Annotated in this window: 15 protein-coding genes; 2 read left to right on the top strand and 13 right to left on the bottom strand. The window is 71.2% G+C overall.

Annotated features, from left to right (window positions below):
* Nucleotides 1-3: 3 nt before the first annotated feature.
* The 6 genes from ygiD to JGR68_RS04385 form a co-directional block, all read right to left on the bottom strand.
* Complete coding sequence (gene ygiD, locus JGR68_RS04410) at nucleotides 4-867, bottom strand: 4,5-DOPA dioxygenase extradiol (protein ID WP_234446594.1); 864 nt, start codon at nucleotides 865-867, stop codon at nucleotides 4-6.
* 46 nt (nucleotides 868-913) lie between these two features.
* Nucleotides 914-1,222 (bottom strand): hypothetical protein, encoded by a 309-nt coding sequence (locus JGR68_RS04405; protein WP_199361082.1) that lies wholly within the window; start codon nucleotides 1,220-1,222, stop codon nucleotides 914-916.
* Between the two features lie 84 nt (nucleotides 1,223-1,306).
* Nucleotides 1,307-1,645, bottom strand: a complete 339-nt coding sequence (locus tag JGR68_RS04400) for a DUF3325 domain-containing protein (RefSeq protein ID WP_199361080.1) — start codon at nucleotides 1,643-1,645, stop codon at nucleotides 1,307-1,309.
* The gene (locus JGR68_RS04395) at nucleotides 1,638-3,353 is read right to left on the bottom strand and encodes a PepSY-associated TM helix domain-containing protein (RefSeq protein ID WP_199361078.1); all 1,716 of its coding nucleotides are present in this window, start codon (nucleotides 3,351-3,353) and stop codon (nucleotides 1,638-1,640) included. The genes JGR68_RS04400 and JGR68_RS04395 overlap by 8 nt, the downstream gene beginning before the upstream one ends.
* Before the next feature lie 14 nt (nucleotides 3,354-3,367).
* Entirely contained in the window at nucleotides 3,368-3,679 is a 312-nt protein-coding gene (locus tag JGR68_RS04390; RefSeq protein ID WP_199361649.1) for an iron uptake protein, read from the bottom strand.
* A gap of 95 nt (nucleotides 3,680-3,774) precedes the next feature.
* Nucleotides 3,775-6,012, bottom strand: coding sequence for a TonB-dependent siderophore receptor (locus tag JGR68_RS04385; protein WP_234446593.1), 2,238 nt, complete (start codon nucleotides 6,010-6,012; stop codon nucleotides 3,775-3,777).
* A 362-nt stretch (nucleotides 6,013-6,374) separates the two neighbouring features.
* On the opposite strand from JGR68_RS04385, the gene JGR68_RS04380 reads away from it, so the two are divergent.
* A complete protein-coding gene (locus JGR68_RS04380) occupies nucleotides 6,375-7,355 on the top strand; it encodes a catalase family peroxidase (RefSeq protein WP_200672727.1) in 981 nt (326 codons plus the stop codon).
* Nucleotides 7,352-7,939, top strand: a complete 588-nt coding sequence (locus JGR68_RS04375; protein ID WP_199361073.1) for a cytochrome b — start codon at nucleotides 7,352-7,354, stop codon at nucleotides 7,937-7,939. The genes JGR68_RS04380 and JGR68_RS04375 overlap by 4 nt, the downstream gene beginning before the upstream one ends.
* Nucleotides 7,940-7,969: 30 nt before the next feature.
* Here the strand turns inward: JGR68_RS04375 and JGR68_RS04370 are convergent, their stop codons facing one another.
* The 7 genes from JGR68_RS04370 to JGR68_RS04340 form a co-directional block, all read right to left on the bottom strand.
* Nucleotides 7,970-10,522 carry a TonB-dependent receptor gene (locus tag JGR68_RS04370; RefSeq protein WP_234446592.1) on the bottom strand — a complete coding sequence of 851 codons (2,553 nt, stop codon included), beginning with the start codon at nucleotides 10,520-10,522 and terminating at the stop codon, nucleotides 7,970-7,972.
* A gap of 181 nt (nucleotides 10,523-10,703) precedes the next feature.
* Nucleotides 10,704-11,819, bottom strand: coding sequence for an acyl-CoA dehydrogenase (locus tag JGR68_RS04365; RefSeq protein WP_199361071.1), 1,116 nt, complete (start codon nucleotides 11,817-11,819; stop codon nucleotides 10,704-10,706).
* 11 nt (nucleotides 11,820-11,830) lie between these two features.
* Nucleotides 11,831-12,994: an acyl-CoA dehydrogenase family protein gene (locus JGR68_RS04360; protein WP_199361069.1), complete on the bottom strand. Its 1,164-nt coding sequence runs from the start codon at nucleotides 12,992-12,994 to the stop codon at nucleotides 11,831-11,833.
* Nucleotides 12,995-13,009: 15 nt separating this feature from the next.
* The gene (locus JGR68_RS04355) at nucleotides 13,010-13,927 is read right to left on the bottom strand and encodes an SDR family oxidoreductase (RefSeq protein ID WP_199361067.1); all 918 of its coding nucleotides are present in this window, start codon (nucleotides 13,925-13,927) and stop codon (nucleotides 13,010-13,012) included.
* Nucleotides 13,924-14,706, bottom strand: coding sequence for an SDR family oxidoreductase (locus tag JGR68_RS04350; protein ID WP_199361065.1), 783 nt, complete (start codon nucleotides 14,704-14,706; stop codon nucleotides 13,924-13,926). The genes JGR68_RS04355 and JGR68_RS04350 overlap by 4 nt, the downstream gene beginning before the upstream one ends.
* Nucleotides 14,707-14,710: 4 nt before the next feature.
* Nucleotides 14,711-15,889, bottom strand: a complete 1,179-nt coding sequence (locus JGR68_RS04345; protein WP_199361063.1) for an acetyl-CoA C-acyltransferase — start codon at nucleotides 15,887-15,889, stop codon at nucleotides 14,711-14,713.
* An 8-nt stretch (nucleotides 15,890-15,897) separates the two neighbouring features.
* The gene (locus tag JGR68_RS04340) at nucleotides 15,898-18,009 is read right to left on the bottom strand and encodes a 3-hydroxyacyl-CoA dehydrogenase NAD-binding domain-containing protein (protein ID WP_199361060.1); all 2,112 of its coding nucleotides are present in this window, start codon (nucleotides 18,007-18,009) and stop codon (nucleotides 15,898-15,900) included.
* Between the last annotated feature and the right edge of the window lie 21 nt (nucleotides 18,010-18,030).

Raw genomic sequence — 18,030 nt, 5'->3', positions numbered from 1 at the left:
CGCCTACAGGTTGGACGCGTCGGCTGGCACGATGGTGGACGGCGGCGCGGCGCCGTCTTCGACCTCGCTGGGCGGCGGACACGGCGCGCCCACGGTGTACGAGGTCATTGACAGTGATCCATAGGCCGGCCCTTCCACCAGCACGTCGGCGCCGTTCCCCGCCGCGGCGGCCATGCCGGCCAGGTACAGCAGCGGCAGGAAATGTTCCGGCGTGGGCGCGGACGCCGCGTAGTCGCGATGCGTGGCCAGCCCCGCGGCGTCACCCGGGCGCTCGGCCAGCAGCTGCTGCGCATGCGCGTCGAAGCGCTCGTTCCAGTCGAAGCCGGCGTCCGGCTGCCTCCAGTCCATCGCGCGCAGGTTGTGCACCACGTTGCCGCTGCCCACCACCAGCACGCCGCGCTCGCGCAGCGCGGCCAGCCGCGCGCCCAGCGCCACGTGCCAGTCGGGCGGCTTCTGCGCGTTGATCGACAGCTGCACCACCGGGATGTCGGCGTCGGGGAAGGCGTGCACCAGCACCGACCAGGTGCCGTGGTCGAGGCCCCAGCCATCGTGGTCCGGACCGACGAAGTCCGGCTTCGCCACGTCGGCGACTTCCTCGGCCAGCTCGGGCAGGCCGGGCGCCGGGTAATCGACCTCGAACAGCGGGCGCGGGAAACCGTAGAAGTCGTGGATGGTGCGCGGCCGCGGCATCGCGGTCACCGCCGTGGCGTTGACGTACCAGTGCGCCGAAACCGCCAGGATCGCGCGCGGCCGCGGCACCGCGGCGCCGAACGCGCGCCAGGCCTCGGTGAAGCGGTTGCGCTCCAATGCGTTCATCGGGCTGCCGTGGCCGAGGAAGGCGGCCGGCATCAGGGGCTGGATGGCCATGGGGCGACTCCGGGCGGGGTGATGCTGCAGTCTACGTCCAGCCCCGCTACAGCCGCTCGACGGCGGTCGCGCGCACCAGCACTTCGTCCTGGTCGAAGCGCTGTTCCAGCGTCCCGCGGTAGTTGCGCCACCAGGCGTGGTCGACGTTGTCGACCATCACCTCGAACAGCACCACGTCGTCGCGCTGCACCTCGCCCTCGTCGTCCTCCCACAGCCCGGAGGCCGGCGCGCGGGTGAACGCGGTGACGCCGCCGAACACGTCCGCAAGCTCGGCGCGGACGCTGTCGTACAGGGCCTTGGGGAACGCCGCGCCGGAGTTGTCGCGCAGCGGGAGGAAGAGTTCGACGAGATGCATGGCGGAGGTGAGAATCCTGCAGCCGGTGTTCCGGGGTCGTGAATGCACGGACGAACCTGCGTCCCTGGCTCGCGCCCGGCCGGATCAGCTCATCGCAGGTTGCGGTCGCACCCACGGCGCGAGCAGCCGCAGGCGCCGGGGGCGACCAGCGATCACGAGCGCCATCGCGACGGCCGCCGCCGCGAGCAGCATCACCCACACCAGCACCGCCATGGTGGCGTGGTCGCTGCCGAGGCAGCAGGCCAATGCGAGCAGCACGGCACTGCCGCCCAGCCAGCGCAGGCGCGCGAGCTGGGCCGCGGAGGGCGGTGCGCCCCAGGCCTGCAGTGCGTGCACGGGCATGGCGAGGGCCAGCCAGCCCATGCCGGCGAAGGCGCAGGCTGCGGCGGCGAGCAGCCACGTGGTGGCGCCGGGCTCATGCATGTCCCGGATCCCGCGCAGCCGCTCCGGACAGTCGCGCCGCACGCTGCACGGCGGCCCGAGGGACGCCTTGTTCAGCCGGAACCGCCCGGGCGCGTTGGCCCAGCCAGCGTGCCGTGAAGCCTGCAATGGCCGCCACGGCGAGCAGCGCCAGGTCCACGCCCGCCACCGGCCAGTAGCCGTCCGCCAACGTGCGCAGCAGATGGTCGCCGGTCGTGAGCCCGTTGAGCATCACCGCCGCAATCGCCAGCGCGGCGATCGCCCAGGTCTGTTCGCGCCATGCGGGATTCGGCAATCCTTTGGTTACCGGCGCGCTGCGCCAGCCCGCGTGCAGCAGCGCCGCAAGCCACGTGAACCAGAAGGCGCGCTGCTCCCAGTCACCGCGCGCGGGCAGGTCCACGGGCAGCAGGCGATTGGCGACAAGGATGCCGAGCGTAGCCACCACCATGCCGGTCACCGTGGTCACCGCCAGCGCATCGACCACGCGCGCGCCCTGCACGCCGCGCGCCGCGTGCTGGCGCTTGCGCTTCTCGACGAAGAACACGAAGCCCGTCGCGATGCACACCGCGCCCGCCAGCCCGCCGAACACGTATAGCCAGCGCAGCAGCCAGTGGCGGAAATGCTGCAGGTGCAGGCCGGTGAGGAACTCGGCCACGCGGCCCACGGCGGTCGGCGGCGGATCGACGCGGATCAGCTCGCCGGTGGCGGCCTTGAAGTGGATGCCGTCGCCGACCAGTGCGATGCGGTCGGTGCCGGCGCGGTACACGCTCACGTAGCCGTTGGCGTCGCCCACGTGCATCAGCACCAGGAAGCCGACGTCACCCGCCTTGCCCGCCGCCTCCCAGCGCGCGCGCGCGTCGGCCACCATCGCGTCGACGTTGGCGAGGCCACCCGGCACGCCGGCGCGCTCGTGCGGCAGGCCGGTCTGTTGCGCTTCAAGTGCGGCGGCGCGGTCGTGCAGCTCGTGCAGCTGGGTGTGCCCGAGCGGGAAGTAGTAGGTCGCCGCGAAGATCAGCAGCCCGGTCAGCGCGAAGAAGAAGTGGAACGGCAGCGCCACCACGCCGGTCAGGTTGTGCAGGTCGAGCACGCTGCGCAGCCGCTGTTTGCCCGGCCGGAAGGTGAAGAACTCGCGGAAGATCTTCCGGTGCATGACCACGCCGCTTACCAGCGCCGCCAGCATCACCAGCGCCGAGAAGCCGACGATCCAGATGCCGAGGTTCTTCCAGTCCAGCGTCAGGCCGTAGTGCATGGGATAGAAGAAGCCGCTGCCGACCTTCAGCCGGTCGTCGCGCAGCACGTGGCCGTCGCGCGGGTCGACGGTGGCTTCGGCATGGATCTGCTCACCGGGGTGCCTGGCGTTGGGCACCTCGAAGCCGGCGAACAGCGCCACCACCGGGTCGCGGTGGGTGGTGTAGGCGCTCCAGTAGGCGATGGTGTCGAAGCGTTCGGGCAGCGCGCCGTTGGCGCGCGGGCGCATGGCGTCGATGGCCTCGGGCGTCGGCTGCATGCGCTCGAAGGCCGGGCGCAGCACGGCTTCGTACGAGGGCATCGGCTGCGGCTCGATGCGCGTGGCCGGAATCGCCCAGCGGTCAAACTCGCGGTCGAACACCGACAGCGCGCCGAAGAAGAACGCGGCCATCAGCACGAAGCCCAGCACCAGGCCGAACCAGGTATGCAGCCAGGCCATCGCCTGGCGGAAGGTGGCGAACATCGGCTGCATCCTCCTCAGATCAATGCGGCCTGTACGGCCGAGCCCACGCCGGCAAGTAGCGCACCGCCGCCCAGCAGCACAGCCCACACCGGCCACAGCCGACGTGCCGCGATCGCCCACAGCAGCGCGCCGAGGAAGGCCAGCACGCCAACGAGGCTCGACAGGAACTCCGCGTCGTGGAAGCCCATGCCGGCCGCGACCGCCAGGCTGGTGCACGCGGCCACCAGGCCCCAGGCCAAGCCGTAGCCGCCGAGCACGGCGGCGGCGAGGCGTGCGAGCACAGCCAGCCGCGTCGAGACAGCGGGCGTGTTTGCTGCGTTGCGCACCGCATGCCTGGCGCGTACAGCTCGGGTAGCCGACGGAGCGGGCGTGGCGGGCGTGGCGGGCGTGGCGGGCGTGGCGGGCGTGGCACGCGACGGCATCAGAACCTCCAGTCAAGGCTGAGCGTGTAGTTCGCGGGCGCGCCGTAATAGCCGCTGTAGCGCAGCGTGTTGATGTACTTCTCGTCGGTGATATTGTTGGCGTTGAGGCGCAGCGTGGCGTCGGGCGCGAAGTCCCAGGCGACGAATGCGTTCGCCACCGCGTAGCTGTCCTGGCGCACGCGGAAGCCGCTGGCTTCGGTATTGAAGATGCCGCTCTGCCAGCGCCCGCCAATGCCCCAGGACAGCGCCTCGTAGGCCGGGAAGCGCCCGCTCAAGAGCAGGTTGGCCGTGCGGCGCGGCACCCAGGGATAGGTGTCGCGGCCGTCGAGGCCGTCCAGCCGCAGCGCGGTGTAGCCGGCAACGAGATCCAGGTGATCGGTGATCCGCCCCACCGCCTCCAGCTCCACGCCCTTCGAGCGCACGTCCACCGGCGCATAGATCGCCATGCCGAACTCGTTGTACTGGCCCGTCGGCGTGGCCAGGCCTTCCTGGTCGGCCTTGAACACCGCCACCGTCGTCAGCAGCCGCCCGTCCAGCCAGTCGGCCTTGATGCCCGCCTCGTAGTTCACGCCCTGGCTGGCGTCGAGGTAGCGGTCGTTGGCATCCACCTGGTCCTGCGGCTGATGGATATCGGAGTAGCTGACATAGCCGAGCACGCGGTCGGTGAAGTCGAAGGTCAGGCCGCCGTAGGGGCTGGTGTGCTTCGTCGTCTGGTCGAAGCCCAGGTCATAGGAATTCCCGCTGCGGCGGTAGCGCGCGTGGTTGGCGCCGACGATGGCCTTGAAGCGATCGGTGAGCGCAATGCGCGTGGCCGCGAAGGCGCGCGTGAGCTCCTGGTCGAGTTCGGAGTAGAGGTTGGGCTCGCTCCAGTCGGGCTCCGGGATGGCGTTGGTCGGATACGGAAACGGTGGCAGCGGACCCCAGGCGGGTGACGAGAAGTCCGCGGTGCGCTCGCGGTTGTCGGTGGTGCTGCGCGCGCGGGCGAGGCCCACCATCGCCTCGTGCTCGCGCCCGAACATCTGGAACGTGCCGTTGAGCGTGGCGGTGCCGAGGTGCGCCGTGGCTTCGTCGTCGCCGCCCCAGGGATAGCCGGACAGGCCGAGGCCGGTCTCCGGATCCAGGCCCGTGCCCAGACCATCGAAGGCGTAGAACATGCGCTCGTCGCCGGTGTTGCGGCGGTAGTTGTAGGAGAGCTTCAACTGCCAATCGTCGGCCACGTCGTGCGTGTACTCGGCGAAGGCCGTGTGCGCGGTGGTGTCCCAGTAGGTCCAGTCCTGGGTGGTGCTGGTATTGCGCGGCCATTCGCGCTGCGTGCCGTCGCTGTTGGTGAAGGGCAGCGCGCCCCACATGATGCCGTCGGACTCCGCGCGCTGGTACGACCAGCCCAGCGTCAGCGTGCCGCGATCGCCGACCTGCCCATCGACCACGCCGTAGAAGAAGTCGCGGGAATTCTCGTTGGCGCGCAGCCAGGAATCGCCCTGCTCGTGCGCGGCCACCACGCGTCCGGCCCAGGTGCCATCGGCGGTGAACGGCGTGGAGTAATCCACCTCCGCGCGCAGCGTGTTCCAGGAACCGTAGGACAGGCCGAACCGACCCTCGCGTTCATTGGTCGGCCGCTTGCGCACGTAGTTGATGGTGCCCGCCGCGTTGCCCACGCCGGTCAGCAGCCCGTTGGCGCCGCGGATCACCTCCACCTTCTCGTAGCCGGCGGCATCGACCGCGCCGGTGGTGGTGCCCCAGCCGTTGGGGAGGCCTACGCCGTCGACCTGCGTGTTGAGGATGTCGAAGCCGCGCGCGCTGTAGCTGGTGCGGTTGGTCTCCCACTCGTCCACGCGCACGCCCGTGGCCAGGCGCAACGCGGCGTTGACGCTGTTGGCGCCGAACTGGCGCATCTGCTCGGCGGTGACCACGCTGATGGACTGCGGCGTCTCGCGGATCGAGAGGTCGAGGTTGGTGGCGCCATTGCTGACGCGGTTGGCGCGCTGGCCGACGACGCGGATGGTGTCGAGGTCGGTGGCGGCGAGGGTGCCGGTGCTGATGGTGGCCTCGGCCGCGGGCTGGGTGGCGAGCTCGGCGGACTGGGCCGCGGCCAGGCCGGGAGCCGTGGCGAGCATCAGCGGCAGGGCGAGCGCGATGGCGGCGCGGAGCGCGCTGGTGCGGAACGCGCTGGCGCGGAACGCGGGATCGGTGATGCGATCGCGGAAGGGCCGCGAAGGGATCTGGCAGGTGGGGGGCATTGAGGGTCGCTGGTTGTCGGACGAGGGACGAGCCCTGTGTCCGCTGGCGACCTCAGCTGGCGGGACGAATCGGGTGCATAGGCAGCCGACATGGCGTCGGCCGAGGCCCATTAGATGCGAACGATTCCCATTTTGCAATCCGAACGGCAGCGTCCACCGCGCCGGGATGGCGGATCGCGCCCGGTCAGGCGTATGCGGCCGAAGCTGCCAGCTTGGGCGATGATGGCCATTGCTTGACCTCCCCCACCACCCTCCGCAGGCGCCCCATGGATCCCGCCCCGCAGCCCTCGCCCCTTGGGGCCCCGTTGCCAGCCCGCAGCCGCGTACTGCGCACCGTCCTCATTGCGTTGCTTCTGGGCGCCGTGGCCGTCGGCGTCGCCGGCCTGCGCGGCGCGTTCGGCAATGGCGCAGAACACCGCGCCAGCGCGATCGTCGACACCATGCAGGGCGGCGGTGAGCCGATGCATGCCGGGTTCCGCCGTGCCCACGCACGCGGGCTGTGCGTATCGGGCCGCTTCATCGCCTCGGGCGATGCGGCGGCGCTGTCGTCGGCACGTCTGTTCGCCGCCGGCGAGTCGCCCGTGCTGGGGCGGATGTCGATCGGCGGCGGCAGCCCGGTCGCACCCGAAGCCAGCGCCGGCGTACGCAGCATGGCCCTGGCCATCACCCAGGCCGATGGGCAGCAGTGGCGGATGGCGATGAACACCCCGCCGGTGCTGGCGGTGGGCACGCCGGAGGCGTTCCACGACCAGCTGCGCGCGATGGCGCCCGACCCCGCCACCGGCAAGCCGGACCCGGCGCGCATCGCGGCGTTCTTCGAGGCCCATCCCGAAAGCGCCGCATTCCGCGCGTGGCAGGCGGGCTACACGGCCAGCGACAGCTGGGCGAACACGCAGTACCACGGCATCAACGCCTTCGTGCTGGTCGATGCGCAGGGCCAGCGCCAGCCGGTGCGCTGGGCGATGGTGCCGGAGGCCTCGTTCGTGCCGCTGGGCGACGGCGCGCACTCCGATGACGCGCTGAGCCGCGAGTTCCAGCAGCGCCTGGCCGACGGCCCGCTGCGCTGGACGCTGCGCCTGCAGCTGGCCGAACCCGGCGATCCCGTCGACAACGGCGCCCTGCCCTGGCCTGACACCCGCCGCACCGTGGATGCCGGCACCGTCGAACTCACCGCCGCCCGTGCGCAGGAGGGCGGCGACTGCAACGGCCTCAACTTCGACCCGCTGGTGCTGCCGGAAGGCATCGAGCCATCCGCCGATCCCGTCCTGCACGCCCGCCGCGCCGCCTATGCCGAAAGCCTGCGCCGGCGCGCGCGCGAAACCCTGCTGGACGGCGCGCCATGAGCCGCTACCCGTTGTCCGCGCGCCTGCTGCACTGGGCGATGGCCGCGTTGCTGCTGTCGCAACTCAGCCTGGGCGTGAGCATGGTCGACCGCTGGCAGACCTGGACCACGCCCGCCATCCAGCTGCACAAGGCCTTCGGCGTACTTGCGCTGGTGCTGGTGCTGCTGCGCCTGGCCAACCGCCTGCGCTTCCGCGCTCCGCCACTGCCGCACAGCATTCCCGCGCTGCAGCGCGCGCTTGCGCGGGCCAGTCACTGGGCGCTGTATGGGCTGATGCTGGCGCTGCCGCTCACCGGCTGGGCGATGCACGGCGCCGCCGGACTGCCGGTGCGCGTGGGCGGATTCGTGCTGCCCGCGCTCATGGACGCCGACCTCGCCCGTTATGGGCTGCTGCGCGAACTGCATGCATGGCTGGCCTATGGGCTGCTGGCCCTGGTGCTGGTGCATGCCGGCGCCGCGCTGCACCACGCCTGGGTGCGGCGCGATGGCGTGTTCGACCATATGGCATTCGGCAAGCGGCGGGCCGTGGACTCCAGCCCAGCCGACACGCCGCCCGGTGCTGCGCGGACGCCTCCGCCGCGCTGAGACGTCCGCCGCCGCATCACCGGGCCGGGCTCAGTACATGACCCGCAGGGTCAGGCCCCAGGTCCGCGGCGCACCGAGGAAGGCGTTCCACGACCCGGTCTGGATCGGCGCGTCGAAACCGACCTGGCTGTAGGTCTCGTCGGTCAGGTTGCGGCCCCAGAGCTCCACCGCCCAGCGGCGGTTGCGCGAGCCGAGCACGACGCGCGCATCGACCACGGTGTAGGCCTCCTGGAACTTCTGTGGATCGAGGTCGGAGCCGGTGTTGTGGTCGCCGGTGTAGCGCGCGCCCAGATACACGCGGCCCAGCATGCTGTCGGCGAAATCCCACTCGTAGGTCATCGACGCATTGGCCTGCCAGCGCGGCATGAACCCCGGCGTCGCCCCGGGCAGCAGCACCAGGTCGGCGTCGGGCAGCAGCTCGCTGCCGAACTCCGCGTCCAGGTACGTCGCGCCGCCCTGCAGCGACAGGCCGTCCACCGGCGTCTGCCACATCAGGTCGAGGTCGAGGCCCTGGCTCCTGAGCTCGGGGATCGAACGCACCACGTAGCTGGTGCCAAGGAAGCTGTTGAGCTGGAAGTCGGTGAAGGTCTGCTGGAACAGCGCGGCGTTGAGCAGCAGGTTGCCGCCGGCCAGGGTCGACTTCAGGCCGAGTTCGTAGCTGTCGACGAACTCGCCGGGGAACGCGGTGTCGACCACCGGAGTGATGCCGGCATCGCCCGACGACAAGCCGTTCGACGACTGCACGCGGTCCAGGTTGAAGCCGCCGGCCTTGTAGCCGCGCGCCGCCGACGCATAGGTCATCAGTGCATCGCTCCAGCGGTACGACGCCCGCAGCGAGCCGGACCATTCCTTCTCGTCGCGCTCCTGCCAGGTGTCGCGGCCGTTGTGCATCACGTTGCTCCACGGCAGGCACATGTAGCCGATGACCGTCGGCACCAGGCCGGCGATGTAGGGCCCGGGCACGCCGCGGCCGGCGAGCGCCGCGCCGACCTGGGCCGGATTGGCCAGGCCGTTGAGGCAGCCAATGCCGCCGTTGGGGTTGGACAGCTGCGAGCGCAGCGTCTTGCTCTCGTCGGTGTAGCGCGCGCCCAGGGTGATGTCGAGCGCGTCGGTGGCCCGCCACACGTTGTTGGTGAACAGCGCCGTGCTGCGCGCGTTCTGCTCGAAGTGGTCGTGGCTGCCGCCGCCGACGAAGGTCGAGCCGAAGGGCCGGCCCGCCGCCTGCGACAGGAACAGGAACGGGTTGCTGGTGTCGACCAGGCCGGCCGGGAACGCGTTGGCGATGTTGTTCAGCAGCGCGATCGACAGGTAGGACTCGTAGGCGCCGCCCATGGTGATGCTGTCGTTGCGCACCAGGTCCTCGTCGGCATAGAAGGCGCCGACCATCCAGTCCACCCGCTCGCTCGAGCCGGTCAGGCGCAGCTCCTGGCTGAAGGTCTCGAAGCCGACGTCGTTCAGGCCTTCGCCGTAGGGGCGGACCCAGATCGGCGCCGTGGTGAAGTCGAGATCGCCGGAGTTGAGGTTGGTCCACTCGCGCATGGCCGTGATCGAGGTCAGCGTGGCATCGCCCATCCATGGCATGTCCCAGTCGACCTGCACCGATACGCCCTTGTCCACCACGGACTGGCGGCTGCCGTCGTTGCTGTAGGCCAGGCGACGCTCGGGATCGGGCACGGGAATGACGCCCGCGCCACCGGCCAGGGCATCGACGATGGCGGCGGTGGGGCCGCGCGTGGTGGTGACCGCTGCGCAGCATTCCTCGTCGCGGCTGGCGAAGTCGGCGATCATGCGGATGCGCAGGCCATCGGTCGGCTCGAGCAGCAGCTGGCCACGCAGGCCGTGGAAGTCGAGGTCGTTGTCCTCGCGGCTGGTGCGCGGCCCCGCGCCGGTCTCGACGTCGAGGAAGCCGTCACGCCAGCGCTTGACACCATAGAGGCTGAACGCCGCGGTCTCGCTGAGCGCATCGTTGTAGCTGGCCGACACGCCGAACAGGCCGTAGTTGCCGGCGGTGAACTCGGCTTCCGCGCTCTGGGTGTACGACGGCGCCCGCGTCACGACATTGACCAGGCCGGCCGAGGTGTTCTTGCCGAACACCGTGCCCTGCGGGCCCTTGAGCACCTCCACCCGCTCGACCGGACCGAGGTCGCCGAAGCCCACGCCGTTGCGGGGACGGTAGACGCCGTCGATCACCACGCCCACCGACGATTCCAGGCCCGGGTTGTCGCCCACCGTGCCGACGCCGCGCAGGCGCACCGTGGTCTGGCTTTCCGAGGCCGTGCTGGTGACGCTCATGCCCGAGACCAGGTGCTGGAGTTCCTTGATGTCGCGCGCGCCCGCATCCTGCAACAGCTGCTCGGGCAGCACGCTCATCGTGATCGGGACGTCCTGCAGCGCCTCCTCGCGCTTCTGCGCGGTGACGATCAGGCCGTCGAGCGTGGTCGCCCGTTCGTTGTCCGCAGGCGCCTCCCCCTGGTTGCCCCCGTCCTGCATGGGGGTGGCCGCCAGCGCGCTCGTCGCGAAGCCGGCCAGCGCGCATGCCACTGCCGCGGCGAGCACGTTGCGATGGATCGTGTTTCCGTTCATGGGTCTACCCTCCCGTAGTCCTGCGTTGGGCCCTCGCTGGTCGCTACCGCCTGCGGCGACCCGGAAGCCTCGAATGTTTGCCTGTGCCGCGTGTCTTCCTGTTCTGCCGCGTCCCCTGCGTACGTCCGTCTCCTCCCTCCTGGCCACCTCGCGCCGTGGACGCGGGCCGCCGGTGTTGCCGCTACGCCGCCTCCGCCCGTGCAAGCCCATGCAGCGCACGCAGGTGCTCGTCGGTCGTCCCCATGCGCAGCTCGAAGGCCAGCAGCCGCCGGAAGCAGTGGCTGACATCGAGTTCATCGGTCATGCCCATGCCGCCGTGCAGCTGGACCGCCTCCTGCCCGACCCGCCGCGCGGCCTGGCCGACCACGACCTTCGCCCCCGACACCGCCTCGCGCCGCGCCTGCGCGTCGTCGCCCAGGCAGGCCGAGGTGGCGAGATAGCTCATCGAACGCGCCTGCTCGACCTGCATGTACATGTCCGCCATGCGGTGCTGCAGCGCCTGGAAGCGGCCGATTGGCGTGCCGAACTGCACGCGGTCGCGTGTGTACTGCACGGTGGTGGCCAGCGTGCGATCGAGCACGCCCAGCGCATCGGCGCACAGCGCCGCGAGTCCATGGTCGAGCGCCTGCTCCAGCGCCGCGGAGGCCTCACCCCCCAGCCGCGCATCTGCCGGCAGGTGCAGATCGAGTTCGATGTCCGCAGCACGCTGGCCATCGACCGTGCGCAGCGCCCGCAGCTCCATGCCTTCGGCATCGCGCTCGACCAGGAACACGCCGCTGCCGTCCTGCGTGCGCGCGCTCACCAGCAGCCAGCGCGCCATTGGCGCGTGGTAGACGCGCGCCTTGCGGCCATGCAGGCGCCAGCCGTCGCCATCCGGCTCGGCGGTGGTGCTGCGCGCATCGAACCAGCCGCCGTCCTCGTCGTGTGCCAGCACCGCGACCGCGTCGCCGGAAGCCAGCGCGTCGAGCAGCATCGTGCGCCGTTCGCCCTGCCCCAGCAGCGAGATGACGCGCGTGGCCAGCACCGCGCTGGAATGGAAGGGTTCGAGCAGCAGCCCCGCGCCGGTGGCCTGCGACACCAGCATGGTGCCGACCGGGCCGGCGCCGATGCCGCCATCGGCCTCCTCGATGTCGAGCGCGAGCAGGCCCAGGTCGGCCAGCGCCCGCCAGGTGTCGGCCGACCAGCCGTCCTCGCCGGCGATGGTCTTCGCGCGGTGCTCGAGCGGATAGTCGGACGCGAGATACCGCCGGATCGAGTCATGGAGCATCTGCTGTTCTTCGGTGAAGGAAACATCCATGCGTCGTGACCTCAGAGTTGCAGGACCATCTGCGCGATGATGTTTCTCTGGATCTCGTTGGATCCGCCGTAGATGCTCAGCTTGCGCAGGTTCATGTAGTGGCCGACGGCGCGCGGCACGTCCTCGCCGTCGCCCTCGTATTCCAGCGCGCGCGCACCCAGCGCCTCGACCTGCAGCTCGGTGATGCGCTGCAGGATCTCGGTGCCGCGGATCTTGAGCATCGAGGCCTCCGGTCCCGGCGCCTGCTGCCGCGCCTCGCCGAAGATCACGCGCAGGTTGGTGACCTCCAGCGCGCGCAGCTCCAGCGCGACCTGGGCGATGCGCGAGGCGAACACCGGGTTGTCGGCCAGCGGCGCGCCGTTGCGACCGGCCTCGCCGGCCATGCGCCGCAGCCGCGCCAGTTCGCGCCGGCTGGCACCGATGCCGGCGATGTTGGTGCGTTCGTGGCCGAGCAGGAACTTGGCGCAGGTCCAGCCCGCGTTCTCCTCGCCCACCAGGTTTTTCACCGGCACGCGCACGTTGTCGAAGAACACCTCGTTGACCTCGTGGCCGCCATCGAGCAGGCGCGTTGGCTGCAGGCGGATGCCCGGCGTGCGCATGTCGATGAGCAGGAAGCTGATGCCGCGCTGCGGCTTGGCGGCCGGGTCGGTGCGCACCAGGCAGAAGATCCAGCCGGCATGCTGGCCGAGCGTGTTCCAGGCCTTCTGCCCGTTGACCACGTAGTGGTCCCCGTCGCGCTCGGCGCGGGTCTTGAGCGACGCCAGGTCCGAGCCGCTGCCGGGCTCCGAATACCCCTGGCACCACCAGTCGCTGCCGTCGAGGATCCGCGGCAGGAAGCGCTGCTGCTGCGCCGGCGTGCCGTAGCGCATGATCACCGGCGCCACCATCTTCAGGCCGAAGGGCAGCTGGATCGGCGCGTCCGCCGCGGCGCACTCGATCTCGAACAGGTACTGGCGGGTCTTGTCCCAGCCGGTGCCGCCGAACTCGCGCGGCCACATCACCGCGCCCCAGCCGTGCGCGTGCAGGATCTCCTGCCAGCGGCGCAGGTCGTCGGCCACCTGGCTCTCGTCGCCGCGGCGCACGCGATCGCGGATGTCGTCCGGCAGGTGCGCGGCGACGAAGGCGCGCACCTCGGCGCGGAACGCGAGTTCATCGGGACTGAAGTTCAGGTCCATGCAGGCTCCGGTGGCTCAGGGCGCGTGCAGCGCGTCGAGGATCTGGCGCCGCAGCTGCGGCAGCGCGGCGTAGGGGTCGGGGGGAGGTGCGAGCGACCGCAGGGCGTCGAGGCGCGCGCGCACGCCCTCCAGCGCCTGCGGGTGCGGGAGGATCCAGAAGCGGCGTTCGGCGATGGCCTCGAAGGTCAGTTGCGCCACGTCCGCGGCGGTGGTCTTCGCCGAGGACACCGCCTTGTCGACCAGCGACTGGCCCACGGCGGCCGCGCGGCTGTGGGTGCGCAACGCCCGCGGGTCGCGGTTGCGGTCGGCCCGGGCAATCCCGGTGCCGACCCAGGAAGGACACAGCACCGAGCAGCCGACACGGTCGCCGACCAGCGACAGGTCCTGGTGGAGCGTCTCCGACAGCGACACCACGGCGTGCTTGGCGACGTTGTACGGGCCGGTCAGCGGCGGATTGACCAGCCCCGCCATCGACGCGGTGTTGACCACGTGGCCGCGATAGGCCGGCTCCTTGGCGGCGACCTCAAGCATGCGCGGCACGAAGGCACGCACGCCGTGGATCGTGCCCCACAGGTTGACGCCGAGCACCCACTCCCAGTCCTGGACGCTGGCTTCCCAGACCATGCCGGTGGTGCCGACGCCGGCATTGTTGAACAGCAGGTGGACCGCGCCGAAGCGCGCCCAGGTGTCGTGCGCCAAAGTCTGCATGGCATCGCCGTCGGCAACGTCCAGCCGGCGCTGCATCACGGTCGCGCCCTTGGCTTCGAGCCTGGCCGCGGTCCCGGCGAGCGCGTCGGCCTGCACGTCCACCAGCACCAGGGCCATGCCGGCATCGGCGGCCAGGCGCGCGAACTCGCGGCCGAAGCCGGAGCCGGCGCCGGTGATCACCGCCACCTTGCCGCGCAGGTCGCCCATGGCCGCCATCGCGCTCATACCGCCGTGTACCCGCCGTCGACCGCCAGCACCTGGCCGGTGATGTGCGCACCCGCGTCGGAGGCGAACAGCAGGGCCGCGCCCTTGAGGTCGGCATCGCCGCCGAGCCGGCGCAGCGGCGCATTGCCCATCAGCGCATCCTCGCCCAGCGCGCCGATCACGCCCTGGCTCATCTTCGAAGGGAAGAACCCGGGCGCGATCGCGTTGACGGTGATGCCGCGCCCGCCCCACTCCGCGGCCAGCGCGCGGGTCAGGTTCACCACCGCGCCCTTGGAGGCGTTGTAGGCGGCGGTCTTGAGCAGGGCGCCGGCATTGCCGCGCAGTCCGGCGACCGAGGCGATGTTGACGATGCGGCCGCTGCCGCGCGGCAGCATCGCGCGCCGCGCCACCTGCTGCGACAGCGCGAACAGCGCGCGCACGTTGAGGCCGAAGACCTTGTCCCAGGCCTCGAGCGGATAGTCCTCGGCCGGCGCGCCCCAGCTGGCACCGGCATTGTTGACCAGCACGTCGATGGCGCCGAACGCGTCCAGCGTCGCCTCGACCAGGGTCTCCGCGCCGCCATCGGCGGCGAGGTCCACCGCGCAGGTCTCGGCGCGGATGCCGCGGCTGCGCAGGTGCACCAGCGCGGCGTCGAGCTCGTGCTGCTTGCGCGCGGCGATCATCACCGCGGCGCCGTGGTCGCCCAGCGCCTCGGCGATCTGCAGGCCAAGGCCGCGCGAACCGCCGGTGACCAGCGCGATGCGTCCGTCGAGGTCGAACAGGGTGCGGTGGCCGGTCATCGGCTCAGGCCACCTCGAACAGGCCGGCCGCGCCCTGGCCGCCGCCCACGCACATGGTGACCACGACGTACTTCACGCCACGGCGCCGGCCCTCGATCAGCGCATGCCCGATCAGGCGCGCGCCGCTGACCCCGTAGGGATGGCCGACCGCGATCGCGCCGCCGTTGACGTTGAGCCGCTCGTCCGGGATGCCGAGACGGTCCATGCAGTACAGCACCTGCACGGCGAAGGCCTCGTTGAGCTCCCACAGGCCGATGTCGTCGACCGTGAGCCCGGCGCGCTGCAGCAGCTTCGGCACGGCGAACACCGGGCCGATCCCCATCTCGTCGGCCTCGCAGCCCGCGACCGCGAAGCCGCGGAAGATGCCGAGCGGGCGGATGCTGCGGCGCGCGGCCTCGGCGGCCGACATCAGCACGCTGGCCGAGGCGCCATCGGAGAACTGGCTGGCGTTGCCGGCCGAGATCACGCCGCCGGGCAGCGCCGTGCGGATCTTCGACACGCCCTCATAGCTCGTGTCGGCGCGGATGCCTTCGTCGGCCGAGAGCGTGACTTCGCGCGTGCCCATCGCTTTCGTCACCGGATCGGCCACCGCCTGGCGCACGGTGATCGGCACGATCTCGTCGTTGAAGCGGCCGGCCGCCTGCGCCGTCGCGGCGCGCTGCTGGCTTTCCGCGCCGTAGCGGTCCTGGCGTTCGCGGTCGATGCCGTAGCGCCTGGCGACGTTCTCCGCCGTCTGCAGCATCGGCATGTAGATCGCCGGATGGTGGCGCTGCATCCAGGTGTCTTCCAGCATGTGCTGGTTGATGGTGTTCTGCACCGTGGAGATGCACTCGACTCCTCCGGCCACGAAAACGCCGGTTTCGCCCGCCACGATGCGCTGCGCGGTCTGCGCGATCGCCTGCAGCCCCGAGGCGCAGAAACGGTTGACCGTGGTACCCGGTGCGCTCGACGGCAGGCCGGCGCGCAGCGCGATCTGGCGGGCGATGTTGCTGCCGGTGGCGCCCTCGGGCCAGGCGCAGCCCATGACCACGTCTTCGATCTCGGCCGGGTCCACGCCGGCGCGCTCGACCGCGTGGCGCACCACGTGGCCGCCGACCGTGGCGCCGTGGCTCAGGTTGAGCGCGCCCTTCCAGCTCTTGGCCAGGCCGGTGCGCGCGGTGGAGACGATGACGGCTTCGTTCATGGCGGGACTCATGCAGCGGCGGCGCGCGGGCGCGCGACCGGATCGTTGAAGGAACGGCCGGCGTCGGCCAGTTCGACCAGCAGCGGCGCCGGCTCCCAGGCCTCGCCACGGTGGCCGCGGGCATGGCGGCGCATCGCCGCCAGCACGTTGTAGAGGCCGACCTGGTCGGCATGGAACATCGGACCGCCGCGCCAGGCGGGGAAGCCGTAGCCGGCGAGGTAGACGATGTCGATGTCCGAGGCGCGCGCCGCGATGCCTTCGGCGAGGATGTGCGCGCCCTCGTTGACCAGGGCGTAGACCAGGCGCTCGACGATCTCCTGGTCGGAGATCCCGCGGCGCGTGATGCCCAGCGCCTTCGACTGCTCGACGATCATCGCCTCGACCTCGGCCGACGGATGCGGCGTGCGGTCGCCGGGCCGGTAGTCGTACCAGCCCTTGCCGGTCTTCTGGCCGTAGCGGCCCATCTCGCACAGCAGGTCGGCGTTCTTCGCATAGACCATGTCCGGCTGCTCGAGGTAGCGGCGCTTGCGGATCGCCCAGCCGATGTCGTTGCCGGCGAGGTCGCCCATCCGGAACGGCCCCATGGCGAAGCCGAACGCCTCCATCGCGCGGTCGACCTGCTGCGGCAACGCGCCTTCCTCGAGCAGGAAGGTGGCCTGGCGCGAGTACTGCTCGACCATGCGGTTGCCGATGAAGCCGTCGCACACGCCCGAGACCACGGCGGTCTTGCGGATCGCCTTGGCCATCGCCATGGCCGTGGCCATCACGTCCTTCGCCGTCTTCGCGCCGCGCACCACCTCCAGCAGGCGCATGACGTTGGCCGGGCTGAAGAAGTGCAGGCCCAGCACGTCCTGCGGGCGGCGGGTGAACGCGGCCACGCGGTCGACATCGAGCGTGGAGGTATTGGTGGCGAGGATGGCGCCGTCCTTCACCACCGCGTCGATCTTCTCGAACACCGCCTGCTTGACCGCGTAGTCCTCGTAGACCGCCTCGATCACGAGGTCGGCATCGGCCAGCGCGGCGTAGTCCAGCGCGGGCGCGAGCAGGGCCATGCGCTGCTCGACCTGTTCGGCGGTCAGGCGGCCCTTCTTCGCGCTGCCCTCGTAGTTGCGGCGGATGGTCGCCAGGCCGCGGTCGAGCGCCTCCTGCGAGGTCTCCACGATCGACACCGGGATGCCCGCGTTGAGGAAGTTCATGGCGATGCCGCCGCCCATGGTGCCGGCACCGACGATGCCCACGCGCGTGACCGGGCGCGGCTTCACGTCCGGGCCGATGTCGTCGATGCGGCTGGCCGCGCGTTCGCCGAAGAAGGCGTGGCGCAGCGCGCGCGATTCGGGCGAGTTCACCAGCACGGTGAAGCCCTCGCGTTCGACCGCCATGCCCTCGTCGAAGGGGCGCAGCGAGGCGGCGACCGCCTCCACGCAGCGCAGCGGCGCCGGATAGTTGGCGGACGCCGCGGCCACGCCCATGCGCGCCCAGGACAGATAAGCCTGCGCATCGTCATGTTCGACTTGGCGGTCGCGCACGCGCGGGTGCGCGGCGCCCGCTGTGATCCGTTCGCGCAGCAGGGCGATCGCGGCCTCGACCGGATCCCCGTCCACCACGCTGTCGAACAGGGCGGTGCCGGCGAGCCGCTCGGCCGCGACCGGCGCACCCGACACGATCATGTTCAGCGCGGTCTCCAGTCCGACCGCGCGCGGCAGCCGCTGGGTCCCGCCGCCGCCGGGGAGGATGCCGATCCTGACCTCGGGCAGACCGACCTCGACGCCGCGGAGCGCCACGCGGTAGTGCGCGCCCAGCGCCAGCTCCAGCCCGCCGCCGAGGGCGGTGCCGTTGATGGCGACGCAGACCGGCTTGGCGCTGGACTCCACCACGGCGATGACGTCGTGCAGGTCGGGCGCCTGCCCGGCGCGCGGCGTGTCGAATTCCTTGATGTCGGCGCCGCCGGAGAAGAAGCGGCCGCCGCCGGTGATGACGACGCCCTGGATCGCGTCGTCGGCATTGGCGGCCTCCACCGCCTCGGCCAGGCCGCGGCGCACGTCCAGGCCCAGGCCGTTGACCGGCGGGTTGTCGAAGGTGACGACGGCGATGCCGTCATGCAGTGTCGTGGTTACGGCCATGTCGTTGTCGGCACCGTGGCG

The organism is Luteimonas sp. MC1750 (assembly GCF_016615955.1).
GTDB lineage: Bacteria > Pseudomonadota > Gammaproteobacteria > Xanthomonadales > Xanthomonadaceae > Luteimonas.
The sequence above is the reverse complement of the archived record's forward strand: the minus strand, read 5'-3'. Positions and strand labels throughout refer to the sequence as shown.